The following is a 24199-nucleotide window of genomic DNA, read 5'->3' on the forward strand; positions in this document are numbered from 1 at the left end:
CTACTTTTTTATAAAATCTGAACCGAAAATTTTATCCCAAAGCGGTGAGCTTACACCATATCCTTTGGCAGGGTCCTGGTAGTGGTGCAGCATGTGGTGTTGCTTTATTTTTTTCCAGATATTACCTTTAAAATTAAAGTGATGTATAGCATAATGCGATATATCATAAAAAAGGTAACCTAGTATAAATGCCGGAAAAAAACCAAAAACATAGTTAACCGGTAAAATAGCATTAAATAAAAAGTAAAAGCCTGTTGCCAGCGGGATACTCATTGACGGAGGTAACACCAGGCGTTTTGCGTCGCTGGGATAGTCGTGATGTACGCCGTGAAAAATAAAATGCATTCTTTGCGCCCACGGTTTGTCTGCAGGCTCATAATGAAATACAAAGCGGTGCATTATATATTCAACCAGTGTCCATATAATTAAACCGGAAACAAATAATTCAATAAAAAGAAGCAAGCCTAAACCCGTTTGCGTGTATTTGTAAATACAAAAAGCAACAACGGGTATAAAAATATACAACGGCACGGTATAGTGAACTTTAGATAATTTCTCTAAAAGGTCACTTTTAAACATTCTCACAGATTCCTGTGAATTGGAAACAAATTTCTTTTTCATCGTTGCTCAGGGTTTAAAATGTTTTAAAATTTCTCTGCCTGTTATTCTGTTTAGTAATTATTTTGAACACCAATTTTAGCAAATTTTGGTGAATTGTAGCCCATTTTATTTAATTGTTACGAAGATATGATATTTTAAGCCTACGCTGTTTATCTATTGCATAATACTTCCATCAAACAATCAACGCAGATAGGTTATTGTTGTTCCAGCAGCGATTTTTTGGCGTCTATCAATCTTTTAAAAGCGGTAATGTTTGTAAGTATTGCCACCGCTGCAATTGGAATGGTAAATATCGACATGGTTTCAAAAATGTGAAATTTAACTCCCGGGATATAAAGCTTGTAATCGCCGCCAATGTACAGGGAAGTTAAGCCGCAAAGCATTGCACATAAACCAATAGTAACCACGCGCTCAGGCCGCTGCATTAAACCGCCTTTGCATTCAATACCAAGGCCCTCTGCACGTGCCCTTACATAACTCACCATCATTGACCCTATAAGTGCAATAAATGCAAATATGGAGCTTAAAAAATAATGATGACCAACCAGGTAGTAGCAAATTCCTAAAAACATAATTAATTCGCTGTAGCGGTCTAATACCGAGTCGTATAGTGCCCCGAAGGTTGATTTCATGTTTCCAAGCCTGGCTACCTGTCCGTCAAGCATGTCAAACAATCCGGCAAAAAGTATAAGGCCGCCGGCCCATCCCACGTAAGTAAGATCGCCTCGGTTTCCTTCTTCCGCACCAATTATAAATATCACAGCCACACCTACGTTTAGCACAAATCCAATTGATGTAACGGCATTAGGCGTAAGACCAAGTTTTATAAAAACTTTCACAACAGGATCTATAACCTTATAGATGCCCAACTGGAGATTAGTACGTACAGATGTTTGCTGTTCCATTTTTTATGTCTTTTATTTTAAAAATCAAATTTTACCCGCGCCCGGATCCCCATTTTTGAAACATCAGGATGATCTAAATACGTAAATCTTCTAACCAAATCAATCCTCACAAATTTAAATATATTTTCTATGCCAACACTACCTTCTACATAAGGTGTGTTTCCTAATGCATAGGTTATAGGCTGACCGGTTGCTGATACCGGGAATTGATATAGAGAAGGATGCAGCGCCGGGTTATTCTGGTCAGATAATCCACCGTAAATTGCTTTGAATGAGGCAACTTCACGCCATTTTAATTTTTTTAATAAAGGAATTTTATTAAAGAAGAACCCAACAAAATGCTGATCGATATTGATACTGGCATAATGATCGCCAACAAATTCCAGGAAGTTCATTAAGTTGTAGGAGTAAATATCGTACGCATATGTCTGGTTGGCCCGGAATATATCCAGCAGGGGATACGGAACCTGCCCAAAGGTTTTTGCACCCTCAACTGTAACGTCGGCATAACCTAAATACGAAAGATAAAAACGCTTATCCATCTGCAAATGAAGGTTTTGATAGCCATAAGCACTGCCTAAAACATTCTTTAAACCCGCGGTGTAGTCAAGCGAAAATACAGGGTACTTACTTGGTATTGGCGTGCGGTATATTTTGCCCTGGTAAAACTGCTCCTTAGGGGCATATCTTAAGGATAAACCCACTTCAGTTGTTGTAAGGTCCTTAACCACGTTTGAGGTATTGTCGCCAACTGTATTTAAAAAGTAAAGGGAACCGGCGGGGGCCTGGGTAAGTCTTTTCAAGCTCAGGTGATAGGAGAAGTGACTTTCAAATTCATGTACATAATCAAAGTTGTAATTCCTGTCATACAGGTACTTATCATTTTGGCCACGTTTAAACGAAAGTAAGAAGTTGTCTTCCTGTACAAACTGCAGGTTTGCGCCGGGGATATGCGTGTCATATTGCGTGCTTACCCTGATGTAATCCTGCGGGAATTTGTAGATAGATTTATTATTAAGCGAGTAGGTTGCACTTAAGAAATATTTAAAACGTTCATCTTTAAAGCCATAAGCTCCGTATGTTTCAAAGTAATAACGTTTACTCAATTCTGGCGTTGTACGGCCGCCGAGGCGGAGTTTAAAACCTTCAACGGGGTTAAAGCTATAAAACGTATTTGCAGGGCCTAATTCAAATCCGCCAAAGCCTTTATAGCCGGCTAATACCAATGTGGCGATATCCATGGTACGCCTAAATGAAGGCATGTTACGCAGGCTATCTACATTTTTATAAACTTTAGATTCAGCAATGCTAAGCGTATCCAAACGGTTTTGCTCCCAGAATTGCTCGCTTCTATGTTTTACTTCATCAGACTCTGCAAGTTCCTGGTTTTGGTAAGTAGTATCGGGACGTTGTTTATTCACCTCGTAATTGCCATAAGTAATGGTTCTTATCCCAAATAAGCCGCCCTTTTTGTTCTTGGTAAAACCAAAGTCAGCAAGCGTAGTACTTTTGCTCAGGTGAAAGCGACCATCAGGATTTTGTTCAAACTCCTGGTTCACTTTCATTGAATTAACAAAGTTAAGGTTGATATTTTTATTGATATTAAGCTCAACCTTTTCTACTGCATAGTTACCATCAAGTGTGATATAAAGCTTTCCAACAAAAAGCATATCGGCGGTATTACGCGGGGTAAAACTCAACTCAATAAGCTTGGTGTTTTTAAACGCAACAGTATCTGTTATAAAAAACTTGTAAAACGTAGGTGATGAGTTAGCAATAGGGCTTAAAAAGTTATTGGTCATCAGGAAGACTGTATTGTCATAAATATCAACCTTATAGTACATGTGCTTAAAATAGGCACCTAAACCCTCACTATCAACCGATCCGCCAAAATTTACGTTTTTCTCCCCTAAAATAACCGTTTTTTCCTTCTCAGGACTTTTACGGTAGTAGTACTGCGAAACTTTTTCATTCAAAAAAATAGGCAACAATGACTTACCCGGTACCGTTGTGCTGTCGCGATTGTTTATAACAAATGCATACTTACGAAAAAACTTTTTATCAGCTAAAGTTGGTGAAACATTGCTTAATGAAAACTGCATTTTATCGTACTCTTTATACTCCACATATGGATAGCTTTCGGGGCGGTTCTTTTCTTTGTTTTCAATAACCTTACGGATCAATTCTACCGCTGGGTTATCTTTATTGCGGTACTTCGGTTTTTTACCTGAAGTAACTACAACCTCGTTCAATTGATTTGCAACCGGCACCAGCCGTACATTTATTTCTTGAGTAACACCCTGTTTAACCGGAAGAAAAACGTCTTTATAACCAAGGAACGAAACTTTGATCTGTTTAACAACCCCATCAGTGCTGATATTAAATTTACCGTCGTTATTGGTAGGAGCGCCAATTGTGGTGCCCGCAAAGGCTACCGTTACAAAGGGCATGGGCTGTTTGTTGCTGGCATCAGTAACGGTGCCGCTAACCACCGTGGTTTGCGCAAACAATATTGAAGAAAAAAGCAAGAAGATACCGGATAGTAGTAACCTCTTATATAAGTATGTATAATTCATGTAGTTTCAACCATTATTCCAATACGAATTTTATAGACATACGAGATCGTAAGGTATATAATATGTATCTGTGGAAATTATTTTTAACAATATTTAACCAGTTTCGCTTAACAATAAATACTCCACTCTAAAATAAATCCGCTTCAGGGTAGTATATTATTAATTATTTATTAAGTGCCAAAGGTAAAAAAAAACCTTACAGACTATTGTGGTCAAAAAGTCAAATATGATTTGCTGTTAGCGCGAGTTTTGAAACTTTACAATTGCATTATTATAAATAAACGCTAAAACGGCTAAAATGGCAGAGTAGTATGGCGCCGATTGTATAATTGTTATTACAAAAAAAGGCTGTAATGGTAAAGCATCAGCTTTTCCATTACAGCCCGTTCTATTTTTCTTAATTGTTATAATACATCAACCAGTTCCTGGTAATAGTCAAGGCCCAGGTGGGTAATTAAATCTTCGCCCATTAAGTGGCGCAGGGTGTTTTGTAATTTAATCAACTGTTTGAAAATATCGTTTTCCGGAGGTAAACCTTCAGCAGTTTGTGGTGACTTAAGGTAGAATGACAACCATTCCTGGATGCCGCTCATTCCTGATCTTTTAGCAAGGTCGCTAAACAAAGCAAGATCCAAAGCAATAGGAGCAGCTAAAATAGAGTCGCGGCAAAGGAAATTGATCTTAATTTGCATTTTATAACCTAACCAGCCAAAAATATCGATGTTGTCCCAGCTTTCTTTGTTATCACCATGTGGCGGATAATAGTCAATACGGATTTTGTGGTAAAGATCGCCGTAAAGTTCAGGATTATCTTCAGGCCTTAAAATGTCTTCCAATACACCAAGTTTTGAAACTTCTTTGGTTTTAAAGTTATCGGGGTCATCCAATACTAAACCATCGCGATTTCCTAAAATATTGGTTGAGAACCAACCCCTAACGCCTAATGAACGTGCAGCCAATCCTGGTGCCAGGATAGTTTTCATTAAAGTTTGGCCCGTTTTAAAATCCTTACCGGCAATTGGGGTTTCAGTCAATTTAGCCAACTCTATCATGGCAGGGATATCAACGGTTAAATTTGGAGCACCATTTGCAAATGGAATACCCATTTTTAAAGCTGCGTAGGCGTAAATCATGCTGGGCGAAATGCGCTTATCATCATCAAGCAAAGCCTGCTCAAATTTAGCCAGTGTTTGGTGGATTTCTGTTGCCTCGTAATATATTTCGGTTGATCCGCACCAGATCAACACGATCCTGTCACAACCATTTTTTTCTTTAAAGGTTGTGATGTCATTCATCACCTCCTGGGCCATTTCATAACGGGTACCGGTTTTAACGTGCGTGCCTATAAGGTTTTTTGCATAGTTTTTGTCAAATGCAGCCTTCATGGGTACCACAACTTCCAACTCAGCTTTTACAGCGTTCAATAACTCCGCTTCAAGAACTTTAGCTTTTGTAGCAGCTTCGAAAACATTATCTGAATATACATCCCATCCGCCAAATACTATATCGTCCAATTTTGCTAACGGAACAAAGTCTTTTACTTTCGGGTACCTGTTTTCTGTTCTTTTTCCCAGTCTAATGCTGCCCATTTGGGTTAAAGACCCAATAGGTTGCGATATCCCTTTCTTAACGGCCTCAACGCCGGCAATCATTGTAGTGGCAACGGCTCCCAAACCCGGAATTAAAATACCTAATTTGCCATTAGCTGGCTTAATATTAGTTTTCATATTTATTTATTAATAGTGTGTGCAATTTATAGCCATTTATTGGCTTTATACCATTTCAGCGTTTCTGTTACACCTGATCTTAAATCATGCAGGGGAGAAAATTCAAGATCGGCCTTAGCCGGTGAGATATCGCAGTTCCAGTTAACAGCCATAAGCTCGTTTAGCTTCTCAACATTCAATACAGATGCTTTATTGCTCAAAGAACAAACTTTTTCAGATATGTTAGCAATTAATTTTACAAAGATTACAGGCAAATGAAACTTAAGGGTTTTTAAATTTAACACATCCTTTGTAATATTACCTAACGCATACCGGTCATAAACATTACCGTCACTAAGCATATAAGTTTTTCTATCGCCTTTACTCAACGCTTTTATTGCCGCTTTAGCCAGGTCTTCAACATAAATCAAGCTTAAATTTTGCTCCATATTGCCGATATATGGCTCCAGGTGATTGCATACCTGTTTAAAAAAAATAAAGATATCACGATCACGTGGTCCATAAACGCCGGTGGGCCGTAATATGGTATAATTTAAAGCGGGCAAACTTTTTAATTTTTCTTCGGCAAGTAATTTACTCCTGCCGTAAGCCGTAACCGGGTTGGGTATGGTTGCGCTGGTTAAAATGCCATTTATGGTATTTAAAGGGCCAACAGCAGCAAGACTGCCTACAAGTACAAATTTCTTTAAACTGACATTACTTTCAACAGCAGCCAGGGCCAGGTTATAAGTGTAACCTGCGTTTATATCGTCGTATTCTTTTGACGAACGGGCTTTTGTAACCCCCGCTGCATGAATGATATAATCGTATTTATTTTCATTTATATTGTCCTTTAAGGCCTGCAAACTGGTGAAATCAGGATAGGTATATTTTATATCCAAGCCTTTTAAATGATCAATTTTGCTGCTTTTTCTAACCGCCGCAAAAACTTCAAGGTTATTAGCCAGGGCTTCTTCAATAAGGTGAAATCCAACAAAACCACTTGCTCCGGTTATTAAAACCCGCTCCTTCATATATCTTTTTCGTAGATGCGGTAAGTTTTATAAGGATCCCCTTTAATGGCAATTATAGCTTCGTTAATAAGCACATTGTTTTCCAATGTCCAGCCGGCTTCAGCATGCTGAAGGCCTTTTCTTTTATACTCTCTTATTATTGAACCGTATAAACAAGCTTCAATTCCCATCTTTCTATACCCATCTATAACGCCCAATGCGTAAATGCGGATACTCTTAATTTTTTTTCTGTTCAGCAACAGCTTAAAAATGCCGGTTGGAAGTAAACGGCCTCTTTTTATTTTTTGAAAAATCTCGTTATAATTGGGTAACGCCAAACCAAAGCCTACAATTTTATCGTTTTGTTCAGCAACGTAAACAAAATCCTCGTCAAGAATCAGTTTCAGATCTTTAGCCAGGTAATCAAATTCTTCGTCGGTGAAGGGTACAAACCCGCTGTTTTGATCCCAGGCAGAATTGTAAACCTGGCGCACTTTTGCAACTTCCGATTTGAAATTCTTAAGGTCAACTTTACGGATAACAATGTTGTTGCGTTTCAGTCTTTCCTGTAAAGCTGTTAATAGTCTTACCGATTTATCGTCATACCCGTCGCCGTCCCAGTGCCAGGCAATCAGGTCAATCTGCTTTTCGAAATTTGCATTTTCAATCAGATCAATGTAGTAAGGATAATTGTAGGTCATCATCAATACCGGCGGGCTGTCAAATCCTTTAATAAGCAGTCCGCAAGCTTCGTTTGTTGAAAAATTAACCGGACCAACAAACTTTTTGGTGATGCCTTTTTCCTTAAGCCATTTTGCGGCGGTTTGAAAAAGCAGGTCGGCTGTTTCCTGGTCATTTATGCAATCAAAAAAGCCCCAGAAACCATCATTGCTATGATTGTGCTCATTGTGGCTGTTGTTTAAAATGGCGGCAATCCTACCCACAATTTTATCACCGTCGTAAGCCAAAAAAGCCTGGAGCGAATTATGTTTGTGAAAAGGATGTATGGTTAATAAGTCGCGCTGGGCAATAAATAACTCCGGTACATAGTTGGGGTCGTTCTTGTAAAGGTCGTGCGGAAAATCAATAAATGCTCCAAGTTCTTTTTTAGAATTAACCGGTACTATTTTCTTCATCAGTGATTTCAGTAATATAGTTTACTTTAAACGCAATAAGCATCGCAGATAAATTAATATCTGCGATGCTTGTTTTATTGCGCTAAGTTATTGTTATAATCGGCTTAAGCCGGGTTTATATCTTTTCTTTAATTGATGTAACGCCAACTTCTTTAAACGCTTTGGCTATTTTTTCAATAGCCTCATCAATTTGGTCAAAAGTATGGGTAGCCATTAATGAGAAACGTAGTAACGATGAGTCGGAAGGAACTGCCGGAGAAACAACCGGGTTAACAAATATTCCGGCATCCTGCAGGTATTTTGTTACAAGGAACGTTTTTTCGTTATCCCGCACATATATCGGCAGAATAGGACTTTCGGTAGGCCCCAGGTCAAACCCTTCTTCAAGAAGCAGTTTCGTGGCATAATTGGTATTATCCCAAAGTTTGGTAATACGCTCAGGCTCTGATTCAATAATATCAAGCGCTGCAATAACGCTGGCTACTGAACCGGGAGGCATACTTGCACTAAACATTAATGAACGGGCGCGATGCTTGATATAATCAATGGTGTCTTTATCACTGGCAATGAAACCGCCTAATGAAGCCAATGACTTGCTGAAGGTACCCATGATCAAATCAACCTCGTTAGTTAAGCCAAAATGTGACGCTGTACCCGCTCCATTATGGCCAATAACGCCTAAGCTATGGGCATCATCAATCATGATGTTAGCCCCATACTGTTCAGCCAGCTTAGCAATTTCAGGAAGTTTTACAATATCACCTTCCATACTGAAGATCCCATCAACAGCAATTATCTTGACAGCATCTTCAGGCAGAATATTTAATTTCCGCTGAAGGTCTTCCATGTCATTGTGGGAGTACTTTATAACTTTCGAAAATGAAAGCCTGCTGCCATCAATAATACATGCGTGGTCATATTCATCAAGAATCAAATAATCATTACGCCCGGTTATGCATGATAACACGCCCAGGTTAACCTGGTAACCAGTGCTAAATAATACAGTTGCTTCTTTGCCAACATAATTGGCAAGCCTGTTCTCTAATTCAATATGAATGTCAAGTGTACCATTCAGGAAACGTGAACCAGCACAGCCGGTACCATATTTATCAATTGCCTTTTTCGAGGCTTCTTTAATTTGGGGATGATTTGTTAATCCTAAATATGAATTAGAACCAAACATCAATACCTTTTTGTTATCAATTATTACTTCAGTGTCCTGTGCAGACTCGATAGGCCTGAAATAGGGATATAATCCTTGTTCCCTAAGCATATTTGCAACTTGGAACTCAGCGATCTTCCCGTGTAGTTTTTTAATCATCTAATAACCCGGCTAAATTTTTGTCAAAAATACCATGAATTAGGTTATAACCTATATTTGGCATGTAATTTTTTTATAATAGTTTAAAAGCGAAATTGTTTCTAATCGGCAAATTAATTAATTTTTTTAATTATTTGGTGATACAATTTTTCATTTTTTCATAAAAAGACTAAAAATACCCTTCATTCTAGTCTTTGCGACATTGTTTCGTAATAAATTTTTGACCATGCTCTAAAAGTACTCCCTATTTTTCACGGGGGCGATAATTTTTAGACAAGGGTTGGCAGCTTTTTTTTATACACATTGAAAATTGGAGAATTGACCATCAGCAAACAAAGATAAATAACTATATAAACTATAGAATTTATAGACTATTATTATATTTGCTTTAAAAAGCAAATATATGAACCACTTTTCCATACTCCGATACGCTTTACTATCAGGTATTATCACCATAAATGTAACCCTGGTTTCTGCTCAATCTTTTATTACTGAAGGTAAGTGGCGTGGTGTTTTCCACCAACCCAACGGAACGGATGTACCATTTAATTTTGAAGTTCATGGTAAATCAGCAGCCGCTGCAAAAATTTATTTACTCAACGGCGAAGAACGTTTTGAAACAGGCCAGCCTGTTCAGAAAGCAGATTCTCTGTTTATTCCCTTTGATCAGTTTGATACAGAACTGGCGTTTAAAGCAGGGGATAAGCAACTAAGCGGTTTTTTTAGAAAAAAAGACCATACGGGCAGAACGATCCCTGTGGATGCCACTTTTGGCCAATTATACCGTTTTGACGAAAAAGGAGAAAAACCAGCGGGAGACATCTCTGGAAAATACGATTTTACCTTCAAGTCTGAAAATGGAAAGGAAGATAAAGCAGTGGGCCTTTTTAACCAGAAAGGGAATAAACTTTATGCAACGTTTATGAGAGTAACCGGCGACTCGAGGTTTTTGGAGGGCGTAGTTACCGGCAACCAGTTTTTTCTGTCGGCATTTATTGGCGGCGGTGTAGCTTATCATACCGGGACTTTTGATAATACCGGGCAGTTAACCGGTAAGAATTTTACAGGGGTAAAAAATCCGGAAGCAGCTTTGCCCGATCCTTATGCGCTTACTTATTTAAAGGAAGGTTATAAAACGTTCGATTTTTCTTTGCCCGGCGTTGATGGTGAAAAGGTATCCCTGAAAGATGACAAGTATAAAAACAAAGTCGTTATTGTAACTATCGGCGGCACGTGGTGCCCCAATTGTATGGACGAAGCCGGATTTATGGCCCCCTGGTACAAAAAGAACAAAAACCGCGGCGTAGAGGTGATAGGTGTACAATTTGAACGGAAAGCCGACCCTGCTTATGTAAAAAATGCGATGGAGAATTTTAAAAAGCGTTTCGGTATTGAATATACAGAGGTGTTTGGCGGCCTGGCAGATAAGAAGGCGGTAGCCGAGTCTTTTCCGGCTTTAAATACATTTTTGTCTTTCCCGACCATCTTATTCATTGATAAAAAAGGTAATGTGGATAAGATTTACACCGGCTTTACCGGCCCCGCAACCGGGCAATATTACACAACGTTTATCAAGGAATTTAACGGAGAAGTGGACAAACTGCTCGGGCAGCCGGCGAGTTAAGATAGGGTTGGCCAGGTTAAAACGGTTCATAAGAAATTTGCCGGTGAAGCGTATAAACAAATTCCGCCTTTTTAATTTCAGTGTAAGTTTAATATATGCTTATTAATTCTATAGGAATTACAGGATATATTTGCAGCAAATATTAAATGATAGAACTAAGAAATATTACTAAAACGTTTATCAAAAAGCGCAGCCAGGTAACAGCTTTATCAAACGTTTCGCTCATTGTGCCGCAGGGCAGGATCCTCGGTGTTATCGGCGCTTCGGGCGCGGGCAAGAGCACACTGATCCGCTGTGTTAATTTACTGGAAAAACCAACAAAAGGTGAGGTTATTGTTAACGGACAAAACCTAACCAGTCTTTCGCCTGCTGAACTGGCAAAGGCCAGGCGGCATATAGGCATGATCTTTCAGCATTTTAATCTGTTGTCATCAAGAACGGTTTTTCAGAATATAGCGTTCCCGCTTGAACTGGACGGCACTTCAAAGTCGGAAATCAAAAATCGCGTAGATGAATTATTAAAATTAGTTGGCCTTGAAGAAAAGTCGAATGAATATCCTGCGAACCTGTCGGGCGGGCAAAAGCAAAGAGTAGCCATTGCCAGAACGTTGGCCGGTAACCCGAAAGTGTTGCTCTGCGATGAGGCCACCAGCGCGCTTGATCCGGCTACAACAAGGTCGATCCTTGCTTTGCTGAAAGACATTAACCAGCGTTTTAATATCACCATATTGCTGATCACGCATGAAATGAACGTGGTTAAAGCCATCTGTAATGAGGTTGCGGTGATCAGCGAGGGCAGGCTTATTGAACGCGGGTCTGTTAGTGAAGTATTTTCGTATCCTGAAACCGGTTTGGCAAAGCAGTTTATCGCATCGTCATTACATGCCGCATTACCGGTTGAGTACGAGCTAAGGTTAACGGCGGAACCTTCAGGCAAAAACCACCCGGTGGTGAAGCTTGAATTTACGGGGCGATCGGCAGAGGCAACTATACTTTCAGAAGCCAGCAGGCTGTTTGAAGTTGATAACAATATCATCAGTGCGCAAATGGATTATACAGGCGGGGTAAAGTACGGCATCATGCTGATTGAGGTAAGCGGTACGCCGGAGAATACAAAGAAATCATTGGAATTTTATAAAAGCAAACTGATAGAAGTGGAGGTATTGGGTTATGTCTGAACCGATGGTGTGGATGATTTTACGGGGTTTGCTTGAAACTATAGTAATGACCTTTGTATCTGGTTTTTTTGGGTTTGTTATTGGCCTGCCTACCGGCGTAATGTTATTTATGACCCGCGAAGGGCAGGTTTCTGAAAACCGGATAGTGAATGGCGTAATTTCTGTGCTGGTAAATATATTCAGGTCAATTCCATTCATTATCCTTATTGTATGGATGATTCCGTTTACCAAGGCGCTTGTTGGGACGTCAATCGGAGTACAGGCGGCCCTGGTTCCGCTTAGTATTGGTGCGGCGCCGTTTATTGCGCGCATGGTAGAGAACAGCCTGGTAGAGATTCCCAATGGTTTGATAGAGGCGGCGCGGGCAATGGGCGCCAGGCCCCTGCAAATTGTGCTGAAAGTACTTTTGCCGGAAGCGCTGCCATCAATTATTGGGGCTGCATCAATTACGCTGATCACACTTGTTGGTTATTCTGCCATGGGTGGCGCAGTTGGCGCCGGCGGACTGGGCCAAATTGGTTACCAGTATGGCTACGTGGGTTATGATATAGTGGTAATGAATACGGTACTGGTTTTATTGGTGGCACTGGTATTTCTTATTCAAATTTCGGGTGAGTTCATCGCAAAAAAGGTGGATCACCGCAAATAAATTCAAATTAAAAACATGAACATAAAAACGTTAAGCAGTATTGCGCTATTTTCAATAATACTGGCTGCCTGCGGCAGAAAACCGCAAACAAATAATACCAACCACATTAAGGTGGGTGTAGAATCGGGTCCGGAATTTAAAGTTGCGGAAGCAGCCCAAAAAGTTGCCAAAGAAAGATTTGGCCTTGATGTGGAGCTGGTACAGTTTAATGATTACGTAATGCCGAATGCAGCCTTAAGCCAGGGTGATATTGATCTGAACGTTTTTCAAAACAAACCTTACCTGGATGTGCAAACCAAACAGCGCGGCTACAAATTTGCTATTTTAGGCAATACTTTTGTTTACCCCCTGGCCGGATATTCACGAAAGATAAAAACCATCGATCAGTTAAAGGACGGCAGTACCATTATTATTCCAAACGATCCTACCAACAGCGGCCGTTCTTTACTGCTTTTACAAAAGGCAGGTCTGTTGAAATTGAAAGATGGCGTAGGCTTATTACCTACAGTGAATGATATTGTAAACAACCCTAAAAACCTGAAGATCCTGGAACTTGAAGCTCCGCAGCTGCCACGGTCGCTTGATGATCAGAACGTTACCATCGCTATTATTAATAATACATTTGCCGGCCCGGCGGGGTTGGTTGCGAAACGAGACGGCATATTTGTTGAGGATGAGAAATCGCCGTATGTAAATATAATTGTATCAAGGGACGACAACAAAAGCCAGGATAATGTGGCCCGGTTTGTAAAAGCTTACCAGTCGCCCGAAGTAGCGCAGGCTGCGGAAGTGGCTTTTAAAGGCGGTGCTATTAAGGGCTGGTAAATACTGTTAATTCATATTAACGAGTGTGGATTTAGATATTTTATAACAGGTAAAATGATGTAATATGCTGTCAAAAAAAGCAAAATACGCTATAAAAGCTCTTATTTTTCTCGCGAAAAATATAGATAAACCGCCATTGCCTGTTTCAAAAATATCCGAGTTTGAAAAAATCCCCAGGAAGTATTTGGAAGTAGTTTTCCTGGAATTAAGGAATGCCGGTTATATCTTCAGTAAAAAGGGTGTAACCGGCGGCTATGTGTTAAGCAAACCGCCCGAAGAAATATTTTTGGTGGGGATAGTGAGGTTAATGGACGGGCCTATAGCCAGGGTATCGTGTGCCAGTGCGTTCCACTATCGCAGCTGCGAAGAGTGCCTTGATGAAGCTACCTGCAGTATCAAACAGGTTTACCTAAAGATCAGGGAGCAGGAACTCGAAGTTTTATCAGGAACAAGCATAGCCGGCATGATTGAAAATGAGTACGCAGCCCATGCGTTAAGTATTTAATTTTTTAGTGCCGGGTCCCAGTGTTCTGCAATTTTTCCGCCTTCAATGCGGAACATATCAAACCAGGTTGTAACGTATTTTTTTGTGGGATCTTTTGGGTCAGGGTTCTCCTGTTTAAAAACCAGCGTAACCAGGTCACCATCAGCTGTTATGGCAATAACCGGCGACTTCATGGTGTCCACAACAGGTTTTGAAACCGCGAATTTCGAAAAGAAGTCAACAAAGGCTTGTCTTCCTGTAGGCACGTTCGGATTGTGCTGAATGTATCCTTCGGCCATGTATTTAGGGGCAAGTTCCATGTGGCCACCTTCAAAAACCTCCCGCCAAAAATCGTATATCAGCTTTTTGTTCTTCGCCAACCCCTGATCCTTGTCTTTTAGCAATGCCGCCTGGTTTTGCGAGAAGGCGCCAAGCGTAGCCCAAACTATAATTGAACAAGTTAACAGTAATTTATTTTTCATCGTACAATATAGGTATTCGCTAATAAAAAAGAAAGAGCTCCCGACAGGCGGGAACTCTTTTCAACCAATTATAAACCTAAACTATGAAGAGAAAAATTTGTGAGCACTTTAATTTACATCAAACCAAAGCCTGGTGGTAAGCACGTCGGGGCCCTGGTCGGCCACAGCAGCTTTGTAGCTGGTGCCGTTTAGTGACTGCTCCGTACCCGGGTAAATAAACCGGGTGGGTATTTTGCCGTTAAGTGTGCCGGCCACGGCAGGTTGCAGTTGCGGATAGTCGAGCCTGCGCCATTCGGCAAAAGCCTCAAGTCCTTGTCCAAACAGGGCGATCCATTTTTGTTCGCCAATGGATTTCTTAAAATTCGCTGCATCGTATTGCACCGCAGGCAGGGCTGTATAGCTGTCAGCAGTGCTGCCCTGGATGCCGTATTGGTTAAGTGACGCGGTAATTGCCTGTTTATATAAGCCGGCCGCATCTTCTGTAGTTAAACCGCGTGCGGCAGCTTCGGCCCTGTCAAACAGCACTTCGGCATAGCTTATAATCACTGCGGGTGCATGCGGTGCTAAAAAGTATGTTCCCGGCTTTGACGTTTTGGTAAAGCCCAGGCCGCTTGCATCGCCTACCAGCAAACCATTCGGGATGCCAACATAAGTTTGCGGCGTAGCATCTTTGGTTTTGCTTGCATATACAGGCAAGCGCGGATCGTTAAGGGCAAACAATTTATCTACTATGGTTTTACTGATGCGGTAATCATCGCGGGTATCAAACAAATTGCTTACCGGGTTTTGGTTTGGCGAATCCAGGTAAACCAGCTGGGCAATTTCAGCATTGGCGCTGATGTATGATCCGCCTTCGCTTTGAATATCTGCCAAAACCTGTTTAGCTTTAGTTGCATCACGGTCGGCAATGCGCAGGGCAATCCTCAGTCGTAATGAATTGGCAAACTTTTTCCAGAGCGCGATATTGTTGCCATAAATAATATCACCTGCAATAGCCTTGCCCGCCGGATCAAGCGCTGCCTGTGCTGTTTTTAAATCATCAAGCAGGGCGTAATAAACATCCTTTTGGGTGTCATAAGCCGGGGTAAGGTATTGGTCAATAGTGGTAGCTTGCTTGTAAGGGATATCGCCATAGGCATCTGTCAGCAGGGTGAATACCCACGAGCGCAGCACCAGGGCAACGCCTTTATAATTGCTGTTTGCCTGTGCGTCGCCAAGCTTAATAATCTGGTTAAGGTTCACTATGCTTTTTGAATAGCCAACTGTCCATAATTCCTGGAAAGCGCTGTTGGAATAGATATACCTGTCGGGGTCTGTATATTGAATTTTTGCCCAGTATTGCACAAACAACAGGCTCGACTCCATGGTATTGGCAACACCCCAGTAGGTATCGGCAGTTGTTTTTGTGGCAGCGGTAAGCAAATAATCCGGCTGCGCATTTTGCGCGGCATTTGGGTTCTGGTTAATTTTCACCAGGTCTTTTTTGCACGATACTGCGGAAAGCACGAGGGTTCCCGAGAGTAAGAGTGTTATATATTTATTTTTCATGATTTCTAGAATTTAAGATTAACGTTAAAGCCAATGTTGCGCACGGTTGGTAAAGTCAGGTCTTCCAGGCCCTGCCCGTTGCCGTTGTTAAAGGCCGTTTCAGGGTCAATATTAGGTGCGTTTTTATGGATGATCCACAGGTTGCGGCCAACCACTGATATGGTTGCAGACTGTAACCCGGCACCTTTTACCCATTTAGATGGTAGTGTGTATCCGAGCTTAACTTCGCGCAGCTTAATGTACGAGGCATCGTAAACAAAAGCCTCGTCAACGTTTGTAAAGCCTTTATAATAGCTTTGAGCAGGCAATATTGTGGTGTTTTTTGAACCATCGGCCTTAACGCCATTAAAAATAACACCATCATTGTAAACCGTTACCCCGCCCGGTGCACTACCGGTAACCTGTACCGCAGCAGCTGATGTATTATTGCCGGGGTAGTAATAACTTAAACCGCCGTTGGCCGCGCCGCGCCCCGGTAAGGTTGAAGCAAGTACGCCGGTATAGGTGCCGGTACGGTTGGTGTTTGAATAAATTGAGCCGCCAATCCGGGCATCTATCAGGAAGCTGAGGTTAACGCCTTTGTAGGTAAAGCTGTTGTTTATGCTGCCCTGCCATTTGGGTGTAAACTTGCCCAGGTATTGTTTGGTGGGGTTAATAACCGGGGTGCCATTGGCGGCAACAATAATTTGCCCGTTAGCATTGCGTTGGTAGGCATTACCAAATAGAGTACCGTAAGGCTGCCCAACTGCGGCCAAAACCTGTACGGTACGGTCGCTGCCAAGTATGTAGCTTTTAAGCCTTCCTTCGGCATCCAGCGAAACCACTTTACTTCGGTTAAGTGAATAATTGGTGGTAATATCCCAGGTAAAGCCATTTGCTTTTATTGGCGTACCACCCAACTGTATTTCGAGGCCTTTATTGTTAATGCGGCCCCCGTTGATGAGCTTTTGGCTATAGCCTGTAGCAGGGCTTACATCCACACTCAGGATCTGGTTAATACTGTTGGTGTTGTAAGCGCTTACATCCAGGTGCAGCCTGTCCTGGAAAAAACCAAGTTCAAAACCTGCCTCGGCAGATGTGGTTGTTTCTGGTTTTAAATTAGGGTTTAAGTCGATACTTGCGGCGCTTTGCTGTGGGTTGGCACCGAAAGGTGCGGTGAAATTGTAGATATTATTAAGCTGGTAAGGCAGCGCTGCTTTACCCACTTTAGACCAGCCGCCCCGCAGCTTGGCGTAAGTTAATATATCGCTCTTAATTCCAAGTGCCTCTGAAAGCACCAGGCTGCCGTTTACCGATGGATAAAAGTAGGAAAGGTTAGCCGCCGGCAGGGTAGAAGACCAATCATTGCGGCCGGTTAAGTTGATGAATGCGTAATTCCTGAACCCGATTTGTGCTGAAGTAAAATAGCTGTAGGTTTTATATTTACCATAGCTGTTGGATGACACCAGCGGATCCCGCGAGTTGCTTAAAGTGTACAAACCTGCCACCGCCAGCTTTGGCGCTACCTGGTCGTTTTCTTCATTTAAAATAGTACTGATATTGCCGCCCCCTAAAACATCTAATGAGAAATCATTATTCAGCTTTTTGGTGTATTGCAACCTGCCTTCGGTATTGGTTTCGTTTACCGTGTAGGCATCCTCTTCGTACGATCCGAATGGCGTACCGTTGGTACCATAAGCTACTTTTATCTTGCGCTTGTCGTTATAATAATCGGTACCCGTGCGGAAGTTGGCGGTAAGGCCGTCAATAATTTTATAATTTAGTTCCACGCTGCCTATTATGCGGTTTTTGTGCTGCCCCACCGTATTTTCATACGCCAGCCAGTAAGGGTTGCTGTAATAGCTGTTATTCCAGTTAAAAGTGTTGCCATTGGCATCCTTGTAGTTTTTTAGCTGGCTTATATCAACCTGTCGGCCAAACCACGTAAACTGCAGCATAGTGCTGGTTGCCCGTTTGCCACCTGCACCCGGCAGGTTATCCGCATCGTCTTTAATATAGTTGGCTATGGTAGTTACGGTCAGCTTGGGGCTAAGCCTGAAGGTAGAATTTAATGAAAATGAGTTCCGGCCCTGCGACGTATTCGGAATAATTCCGGTTTGGTGCAGGTTGTTGTAGGACAGGCGGTAGTCGGCCTTTTCGGTACTGCCTGACAATGCCACGCTGTTATTTAAAGTAACACCGGTTTTAAAGAAATCGCGTACATTATTGGGATGCGCCACAAATGGCACGGGTTGCCCGTTCGAGTTAAATTGCGGGATGAGCGATCCGTCAAGTGCGGGTCCCCAGCTTTCATCAACCCCGTCATTAACGCCACCGCCCTTGCCGTCAACATAGCTAAACTTGCCATTTGAACCCTGTCCGTACTGGTTTTGGTATTTGGGCAATAGCTGTACGGTTGAAAAGCTGGTGTTTGAATTGATATTGACACCCAGGCCTTTGGCGCCTTTGCCTGTTTTTGTTTTAATAAGGATAACCCCTGCCGCTGCCCGGTAGCCATACAGTGCGGCGGCATTAGGGCCTTTAAGGACGCTTAGGGATTCGATATCTTCGGGGTTCAGATCGGCTATGGCGTTGGCAAAATCCCTTGAGCCGTTTGTGCCTAAAAACTGGGAGTTATCCACAATAGTACCATCAACAACAAACAGCGGCTGGTTATTGCCGGCTATAGAGGTTTCGCCCCGGATGATGATGCGCGACGAGCCCATGTCTCCCTGGCTGTTGGTAACCTGTACACCGGCAATTTTGCCCGCCAGCGCATTTACAAGGTTGGTTTCCTTTGCCTCAGAGATGTCTTTTGATTTTAGCCCCTGCACCGAGTAACCCAGTGATTTTTTGTCTTTGGAGATGTTAAGGGCCGTTATCACTACCTCGTTCAGCGAATTGGCTGCTTCGGCCAGTACTATCTGTAAGTTGGGCTCATCCTGCTTAACGGTAATTTCGCGGGTAACGTAACCTATGTAAGTTAGTTTTAGTACATCGTTAACATTGGCACCGATAGTGAACTTGCCATCGGCACCGGTAAGTGCTCCTGTTGTGGTGCCTTTGACGGAGACACTAACGCCCGGCAGGGGCAGTCCATCGGCTTTGGCGGTTACCAACCCGCTTATTTTAACGGATTGCGCAGCAACCGTTTGGACGATAATAAAAGGCAATAGTATTGCCAGTAGCTTGTAAATTTTAAGCATAATTAAAATGTGAAATAATTGTTTAATGCCTTTACGTGTATTAAAGCAGGGGATACCGGGTTTGAATGCGAAGCACCCATCGGTAACTTAATAGCCGTAAAGAATTGATTGTTGAAAAGGTAACCGGAACGTTGTTAGCTGCAGACTACAGCGCGGCGAATAACCTTAAAAAGAGGGATTAACAGCAACAATGCATGTTGCACATTGACATGGGCGTGTAGCTGGCACCGTTGCCAATGTTTAAAGCAGCAACCGGAGTAAAGGATGCTTCACCGGACTGTTTACCAAACTGTGTGCTAAAAGCAAGGCTGGTAACCGGTAATGAATAAGCGAAAAGTAAATGTTTAGTATTCATATTAATAAATTATTATGCTGCGTTTTACCGCAGGGAGAAAGTATTAAAAAGTTGATAAATCAGCCTCAATGAGGCGACGCATGATACTTGTTAAGTATTTCCGGCTGCAAATATATAAATAAATATATAATGTCTATAGAATTAGTAGAATTAATTTAATTTATTTAAGTTATGAAATAATTTGATCCGGAAGGAGGCTTAGGGAGCCGTCGGGAGCGCATCCTATGCTATTATTTAAGTTTACCTTCGTAATTTCGCCTCACCTAAACAGCGTAGAAATAGCTGCGTTTTTTAAATAAAGAAACTTTGATTTAATTTCTGCAACAGATTGCTATTTTTAAAAATCAATGGGCAAACGGTAAAAGCAATATCGCTTAAATTTTTTGCTGATAAAATCACTTGTTAATGAAACTAACAACCTGTTTGCTATTTTTCTGGATACTCACCGGCACATCTGTAAATGCACAGCATTTTGCATCATGGGATAATAACGAGTTAACGCTCAATAATGGCATTGTTAAGCGTGTTATCAAACTGCCCGCTTCAACCGGCCGGTTTGTAACTACATTGTATAAGCCCATATCCGGTAAGTTTGAGTTTTTTGACACGGTTAGCACCGATTTTCAGTTCGAAGTAAATGACCGGGTGTATTCGGGCAGCAAAACCGTTTGGCAGCTAATCGGTATAAAAAACTGTTCGGACGCCACATCAGGCAGCGGTGCAGCAGTAACGCTGTTAAGCGATGACAAAAAGATTGAGCTTACTGTTCAATACCTGCTTTATCCAGGCTCAGCTGCTATCCGTAAAAATCTTACGGTTAAAAATCTTTCACACACTACCGTTAAATTGGAATCTGTTGACGTAGAGAAGCTTGAATTAAACGCCGATGGCCCCACGTTTAGCCAGGTAATGCATGATTATGGAAGAAGGCGCTCATTAGGCCCCTATGACGGTAATATGCAGGATGCGCTTATTACGGTACATAATAGCCAATGGGAGCAAGGCATAGTAATTGGTAACGAAGCAGCCGGGGTAATTAAACACACTTCGTTTTTTTGGGGAGGAATGGACATCTGTAGCGGGTTTACGCATAAAGATGCCCGGTACCCTTTCAGAAAGTATATTTTGCCGGGCGAGTTATTTACTACCGCGCAGGTGTTTACCATGGTTTACAACAATCAGAAAGATGCCGGCTACATATTAAATACTGAAGTGGCCGATTTTGTAAGAAAATACCTGGGTTCCCGGTTATCGCTGTTAAAACAGAAACCCACGTTTGTATATAATACCTGGGAACCCTTTGGCAGCAATATCAACGAAAAACTGGTGATGGAGCTTGCCAGGGCTGCTGCGAAGGCAGGTATGAAAGAATTTGTAATTGACGATGGCTGGCAGGATAGTTATGGCGATTGGGGGATCGACAAAAAGAAGTTCCCTCGTGGGCTTAAGCCGGTGTTTGATTACATTAAATCGTTGGGGATGAAGCCGGGCTTATGGATCAGTGTGGGGAGTGCCACGCCGGATAGTAAAGTATTTAAGGCGCACCCCGAATGGTTTGTAAAAGATAAAAACGGCAAATTAACTTCGCTTCACCTTGATGCGGATGCCGACAGGTACACCGCTTGTTTTAGCACCGGCTGGTATGGTTATATTAAAGGTGTTTTATTAAAATTAGCTACGGATTATGGACTGGAATACATGAAACTTGATTTTGCGGTAGTGACCAGTCCTTACCGGTATGATCCCACTGCCTCAGGCTGCTATGCTACAGACCATCCGGGGCATTCAGACCATAACGAATCGCTGTATGCTAATTATGAACAGGTTTGGAAATTGTTCGACGAGCTGCATGCCGCTAAACCAGGGCTGTTTATTGATTGTACTTTTGAAACCATGGGCGGCTTGCAGCTGATTGACTACGCGATGCTTAAACATGCCGAGGGTAACTGGCTCTCTAACTTTACCGGCCACGCCGAACAAATTGATTTAAGCATCCGCAATATGGCCTGGTGGCGGTCGCCGGCTATCCCGGCAACAGCGCTGGTTATCGGCAACCCCGAAATGCAGGACACCGGATGGGATTTGCACATTAAATCGCTGGCAGGTGCCCTGCCAATTATGTTGGGCGACCCCAGGAAGTTAACGGCAGCCGATATAACAAAATACAGGGTATTTGCCGACTGGCTGCAACTGATGGACCGTCGCTACCAGATCATGAGTTTCAGGCAGGATCTGCCCGGTTTTGGAGAACCGATGGAAGGCTTTTGGGATGGATTTCAGCGGATAAATACACAAACAAAAACGGGCGGAATAGTCGGCGTATTCAGGCAGGGTTCGGCAGAGGTAAAACGGATGGTTACCGTATTTAATCTTGACCCGTTAAAAACATACCAGGTAAAAAAAATGGATGGAACTGCCGTAATTACGCAAACCGGGCGCTACCTTAACGATAAAGGATTTGAGGTAGCTTTGGATAAAAAGTACGATGGTGAACTTTTCGAAATAGCTGAGAAAGCCGTTAACTGACCGCGTAAAAGCTTGCGGAGCGGAAAATTTGATAATTAAGTTGGGAAGGCAATGAATGCGATAATAAACGCAATATAAATGCTAATTATATTAGTTATTTTTATTGCGTTTGCTCAGTGCTGAATGTTACTTTTAGCCGGCTTTCCCTGCATATCGCAGTTGAATTTTCAAAAGCCCCAACCACGATTTTTTTTATAAAATATAAAGCCCCATCGTTTTTTTGAGCCCCAAAACGAACTTTTTGGGAGCTGCGTTCTTTAAAAATCTTTATTTACAGGCAGCAATAGCCGTTTTTATGCCATTTTACCTGAAATGACCTAGACCGTTTTTGCCCGTTTTTTGCCTTTTTAAGGCATACCCTAAACTCCTTTTGCCCGTTTTTGAGGCATTTTCAAACACAACCTAAATGTGTTTTGCCCGTTTTTGGGATGTTTTGAGACACGACCTAAACCTCTTTTTTTCATAGACCAACTTAAAAATTATGTACAAATCACTAAAAGACCGGTATAAACCGGAGCGATCATGGCCCGCCAATTCGGCCGATCCATTTCCAATGGAGGGCGACATTCCCGTGTTGCAATTTATCAATACCTACCGCGACCGCGGCGGCATCCGCCGTAAAGATTACCTTGGAAATTATGAGGAATTTTTGAACTGGTGCAATGAATTTAAAATAGTGGACCTGGAGGATTATAACTGCCTGAACTTTGAGGGCTATTGCAACCCGCACGATGCCAATCTGGTTTGGCACCGGGCCATCAGGCTGCGGGAAATAATTTATGAGTTCATCAACAGTACCCTGCGCGACAAGCAGATCCATGAACATGCAGTAGCTTATTTTAATGAAGAAGTTAACGAAGCCAACGCCCATCTCCGTTTTGAGCTGATTGGCAATAGCCTACAGGTGATGTGGTTTAATACGCACGAAGAACTGGCGGTGCCGCTTTGGATAATTGTTAAACAGGCCGCTGTTTTGTTGCAGTCGGCCCAATTCAGGGACATTAAGAAGTGTTATTGCGGTAAATTTTACCTGGATACCACCAAAAACAAAAGCCGGCGCTGGTGCAATCCGCTGGTATGCGGAAACGCGGTGCGGTCAAGGGAATATAAGGAGCGAAAAGGGAAATTAGCAACATCGGCCGCTGTCCCTCAATAAACCTTCGATAAGTAAGGCACCTGCCTCAACAGCCTGAATAAATTTTCGCATTTAGCAACACCTTCCAACCCGTTAGATTTAAAATACCAGAATTCTTCCAGGTCGCCGTCGTTCATGGTCATTTGGGTAAAGCCCTGGCTTTTATGCTCGGCAATTTCCCAGTTGGCTATTACTTTGTAATTCACCCGGTTTTTATAGCTGAAACTTGCGGTGCGGTCCACCTCAAATGAAGGCGTTTTAGTTATCGTTTCTGTTCCCTGGTAGTTTGCATATTGGCTGAACCCCAATGTGGAATCGGCTTTATTTTGGGTTGTAGCCCCTAAAATCAGGGGCCTGTCAGCAATTGGCAGCGTGGCAAGGGTATTTAAAGCTAAAATGGCTGCTGCTTTGTGTTCGCCATGGGTGCCGGGCTCGGGTAACAGCGTAAAAATAAAGTCGTAATGTTTTTTCTTTAATAGCTGTGTCAAATGTTTTTGAACAAGCGCGGTGTTCCAGGTGGAATCTAAAGGCCCTTTTTCATCCAGGCCGTAATGGGCATCCGCCTGGTCCTGGAAGTAATATTGGGAAACTCCAAGAATTTTACCGGCATTTAATAACTCTTTTTTCCGGATGCGTGGGAGGTTGGTCCGGCCCGCTTTTTCATCCGTCAGTGCAACGCCGTAATACTGTTCGGCAAGTGTGCAATATTTAAACCCAGCCTCGCCGTTTGTAATCACAAAAAGGTCAACTGCGCCGTGTTGTTCTTTCACAATTTTATACAGCGTAACGGAGAAAGTGCTTTCATCATCCGGGTGCGCCATTACCACCAGCACGCGCGGGCCTTCGGCGGCGTTTTGCGCTTTTAAGCAAGCACCCGGCAGCAAGAAAATAAAAAGAAGAAAAATTAAAATCCGCATTAAAAATCAATTA

Annotated in this window: 19 protein-coding genes; 7 read left to right on the plus strand and 12 right to left on the minus strand. The window is 42.3% G+C overall.

The window, feature by feature from the left end; translation table 11 throughout:
- The 7 genes from MuYL_RS09495 to spt form a co-directional block, all read right to left on the minus strand.
- A complete protein-coding gene (locus MuYL_RS09495) occupies positions 1–621 on the minus strand; it encodes a sterol desaturase family protein (protein WP_094570335.1) in 621 nt (206 codons plus the stop codon).
- Positions 622–815: 194 nt separating this feature from the next.
- Entirely contained in the window at positions 816–1526 is a 711-nt protein-coding gene (locus tag MuYL_RS09500) for a CDP-alcohol phosphatidyltransferase family protein (protein WP_094570336.1), read from the minus strand.
- A gap of 17 nt (positions 1527–1543) precedes the next feature.
- Positions 1544–4102, minus strand: coding sequence for a DUF5686 and carboxypeptidase-like regulatory domain-containing protein (locus MuYL_RS09505; RefSeq protein ID WP_094570337.1), 2559 nt, complete (start codon positions 4100–4102; stop codon positions 1544–1546).
- Positions 4103–4506: 404 nt separating this feature from the next.
- Positions 4507–5829 (minus strand): inositol-3-phosphate synthase, encoded by a 1323-nt coding sequence (locus MuYL_RS09510; RefSeq protein WP_094570338.1) that lies wholly within the window; start codon positions 5827–5829, stop codon positions 4507–4509.
- Between the two features lie 26 nt (positions 5830–5855).
- Positions 5856–6842, minus strand: a complete 987-nt coding sequence (locus MuYL_RS09515; RefSeq protein WP_094570339.1) for an NAD-dependent epimerase/dehydratase family protein — start codon at positions 6840–6842, stop codon at positions 5856–5858.
- The gene (locus tag MuYL_RS09520) at positions 6839–7957 is read right to left on the minus strand and encodes a GNAT family N-acetyltransferase (protein WP_094570340.1); all 1119 of its coding nucleotides are present in this window, start codon (positions 7955–7957) and stop codon (positions 6839–6841) included. The genes MuYL_RS09515 and MuYL_RS09520 overlap by 4 nt, the downstream gene beginning before the upstream one ends.
- Before the next feature lie 115 nt (positions 7958–8072).
- Positions 8073–9278, minus strand: coding sequence for a serine palmitoyltransferase (gene spt, locus MuYL_RS09525; protein ID WP_094570341.1), 1206 nt, complete (start codon positions 9276–9278; stop codon positions 8073–8075).
- A gap of 403 nt (positions 9279–9681) precedes the next feature.
- Between spt and MuYL_RS09530 the strand changes: the two genes are divergently transcribed.
- The 5 genes from MuYL_RS09530 (at position 9682) to MuYL_RS09550 (ending at position 14059) form a co-directional block, all read left to right on the plus strand.
- Positions 9682–10902: a peroxiredoxin family protein gene (locus MuYL_RS09530; protein ID WP_094570342.1), complete on the plus strand. Its 1221-nt coding sequence runs from the start codon at positions 9682–9684 to the stop codon at positions 10900–10902.
- A 146-nt stretch (positions 10903–11048) separates the two neighbouring features.
- Complete coding sequence (gene metN / locus MuYL_RS09535) at positions 11049–12080, plus strand: methionine ABC transporter ATP-binding protein MetN (protein WP_094570343.1); 1032 nt, start codon at positions 11049–11051, stop codon at positions 12078–12080.
- Between the two features lie 46 nt (positions 12081–12126).
- A complete protein-coding gene (metI, locus tag MuYL_RS09540; RefSeq protein WP_394338993.1) occupies positions 12127–12729 on the plus strand; it encodes a methionine ABC transporter permease MetI in 603 nt (200 codons plus the stop codon).
- A 15-nt stretch (positions 12730–12744) separates the two neighbouring features.
- Entirely contained in the window at positions 12745–13554 is an 810-nt protein-coding gene (metQ, locus tag MuYL_RS09545; RefSeq protein WP_094570345.1) for a methionine ABC transporter substrate-binding lipoprotein MetQ, read from the plus strand.
- Positions 13555–13618: 64 nt separating this feature from the next.
- Complete coding sequence (locus tag MuYL_RS09550; protein ID WP_094570346.1) at positions 13619–14059, plus strand: RrF2 family transcriptional regulator; 441 nt, start codon at positions 13619–13621, stop codon at positions 14057–14059.
- Here MuYL_RS09550 and MuYL_RS09555 read toward each other — a convergent pair.
- The 4 genes from MuYL_RS09555 to MuYL_RS23155 all read right to left on the minus strand — a co-directional run bounded on the left by MuYL_RS09555 (position 14056) and on the right by MuYL_RS23155 (position 19608).
- Positions 14056–14520 carry a nuclear transport factor 2 family protein gene (locus MuYL_RS09555; RefSeq protein ID WP_094570347.1) on the minus strand — a complete coding sequence of 155 codons (465 nt, stop codon included), beginning with the start codon at positions 14518–14520 and terminating at the stop codon, positions 14056–14058. The two genes, MuYL_RS09550 and MuYL_RS09555, sit on opposite strands and share 4 nt — an antisense overlap.
- 108 nt (positions 14521–14628) lie before the next feature.
- Positions 14629–16068, minus strand: coding sequence for a SusD/RagB family nutrient-binding outer membrane lipoprotein (locus MuYL_RS09560; RefSeq protein WP_094570348.1), 1440 nt, complete (start codon positions 16066–16068; stop codon positions 14629–14631).
- A gap of 5 nt (positions 16069–16073) precedes the next feature.
- Positions 16074–19253 carry a SusC/RagA family TonB-linked outer membrane protein gene (locus MuYL_RS09565; RefSeq protein ID WP_094570349.1) on the minus strand — a complete coding sequence of 1060 codons (3180 nt, stop codon included), beginning with the start codon at positions 19251–19253 and terminating at the stop codon, positions 16074–16076.
- Positions 19254–19431: 178 nt separating this feature from the next.
- Positions 19432–19608: a hypothetical protein gene (locus tag MuYL_RS23155; RefSeq protein ID WP_157740725.1), complete on the minus strand. Its 177-nt coding sequence runs from the start codon at positions 19606–19608 to the stop codon at positions 19432–19434.
- Between the two features lie 405 nt (positions 19609–20013).
- Here MuYL_RS23155 and MuYL_RS09570 point away from each other — a divergent pair, with 405 nt between their 5' ends.
- Both MuYL_RS09570 and MuYL_RS09575 read left to right on the plus strand, forming a co-directional pair.
- Complete coding sequence (locus tag MuYL_RS09570) at positions 20014–22134, plus strand: glycoside hydrolase family 36 protein (protein WP_094570350.1); 2121 nt, start codon at positions 20014–20016, stop codon at positions 22132–22134.
- A gap of 481 nt (positions 22135–22615) precedes the next feature.
- Positions 22616–23290, plus strand: a complete 675-nt coding sequence (locus MuYL_RS09575; protein ID WP_094570351.1) for a CGNR zinc finger domain-containing protein — start codon at positions 22616–22618, stop codon at positions 23288–23290.
- Here MuYL_RS09575 and MuYL_RS09580 read toward each other — a convergent pair.
- Positions 23284–24186, minus strand: coding sequence for a PIG-L family deacetylase (locus MuYL_RS09580; RefSeq protein WP_094570352.1), 903 nt, complete (start codon positions 24184–24186; stop codon positions 23284–23286). The two genes, MuYL_RS09575 and MuYL_RS09580, sit on opposite strands and share 7 nt — an antisense overlap.
- Positions 24187–24199 lie beyond the last annotated feature (13 nt).

The sequence above is a fragment of the Mucilaginibacter xinganensis genome (assembly GCF_002257585.1).
Classification (GTDB): Bacteria; Bacteroidota; Bacteroidia; order Sphingobacteriales; family Sphingobacteriaceae; genus Mucilaginibacter; species Mucilaginibacter xinganensis.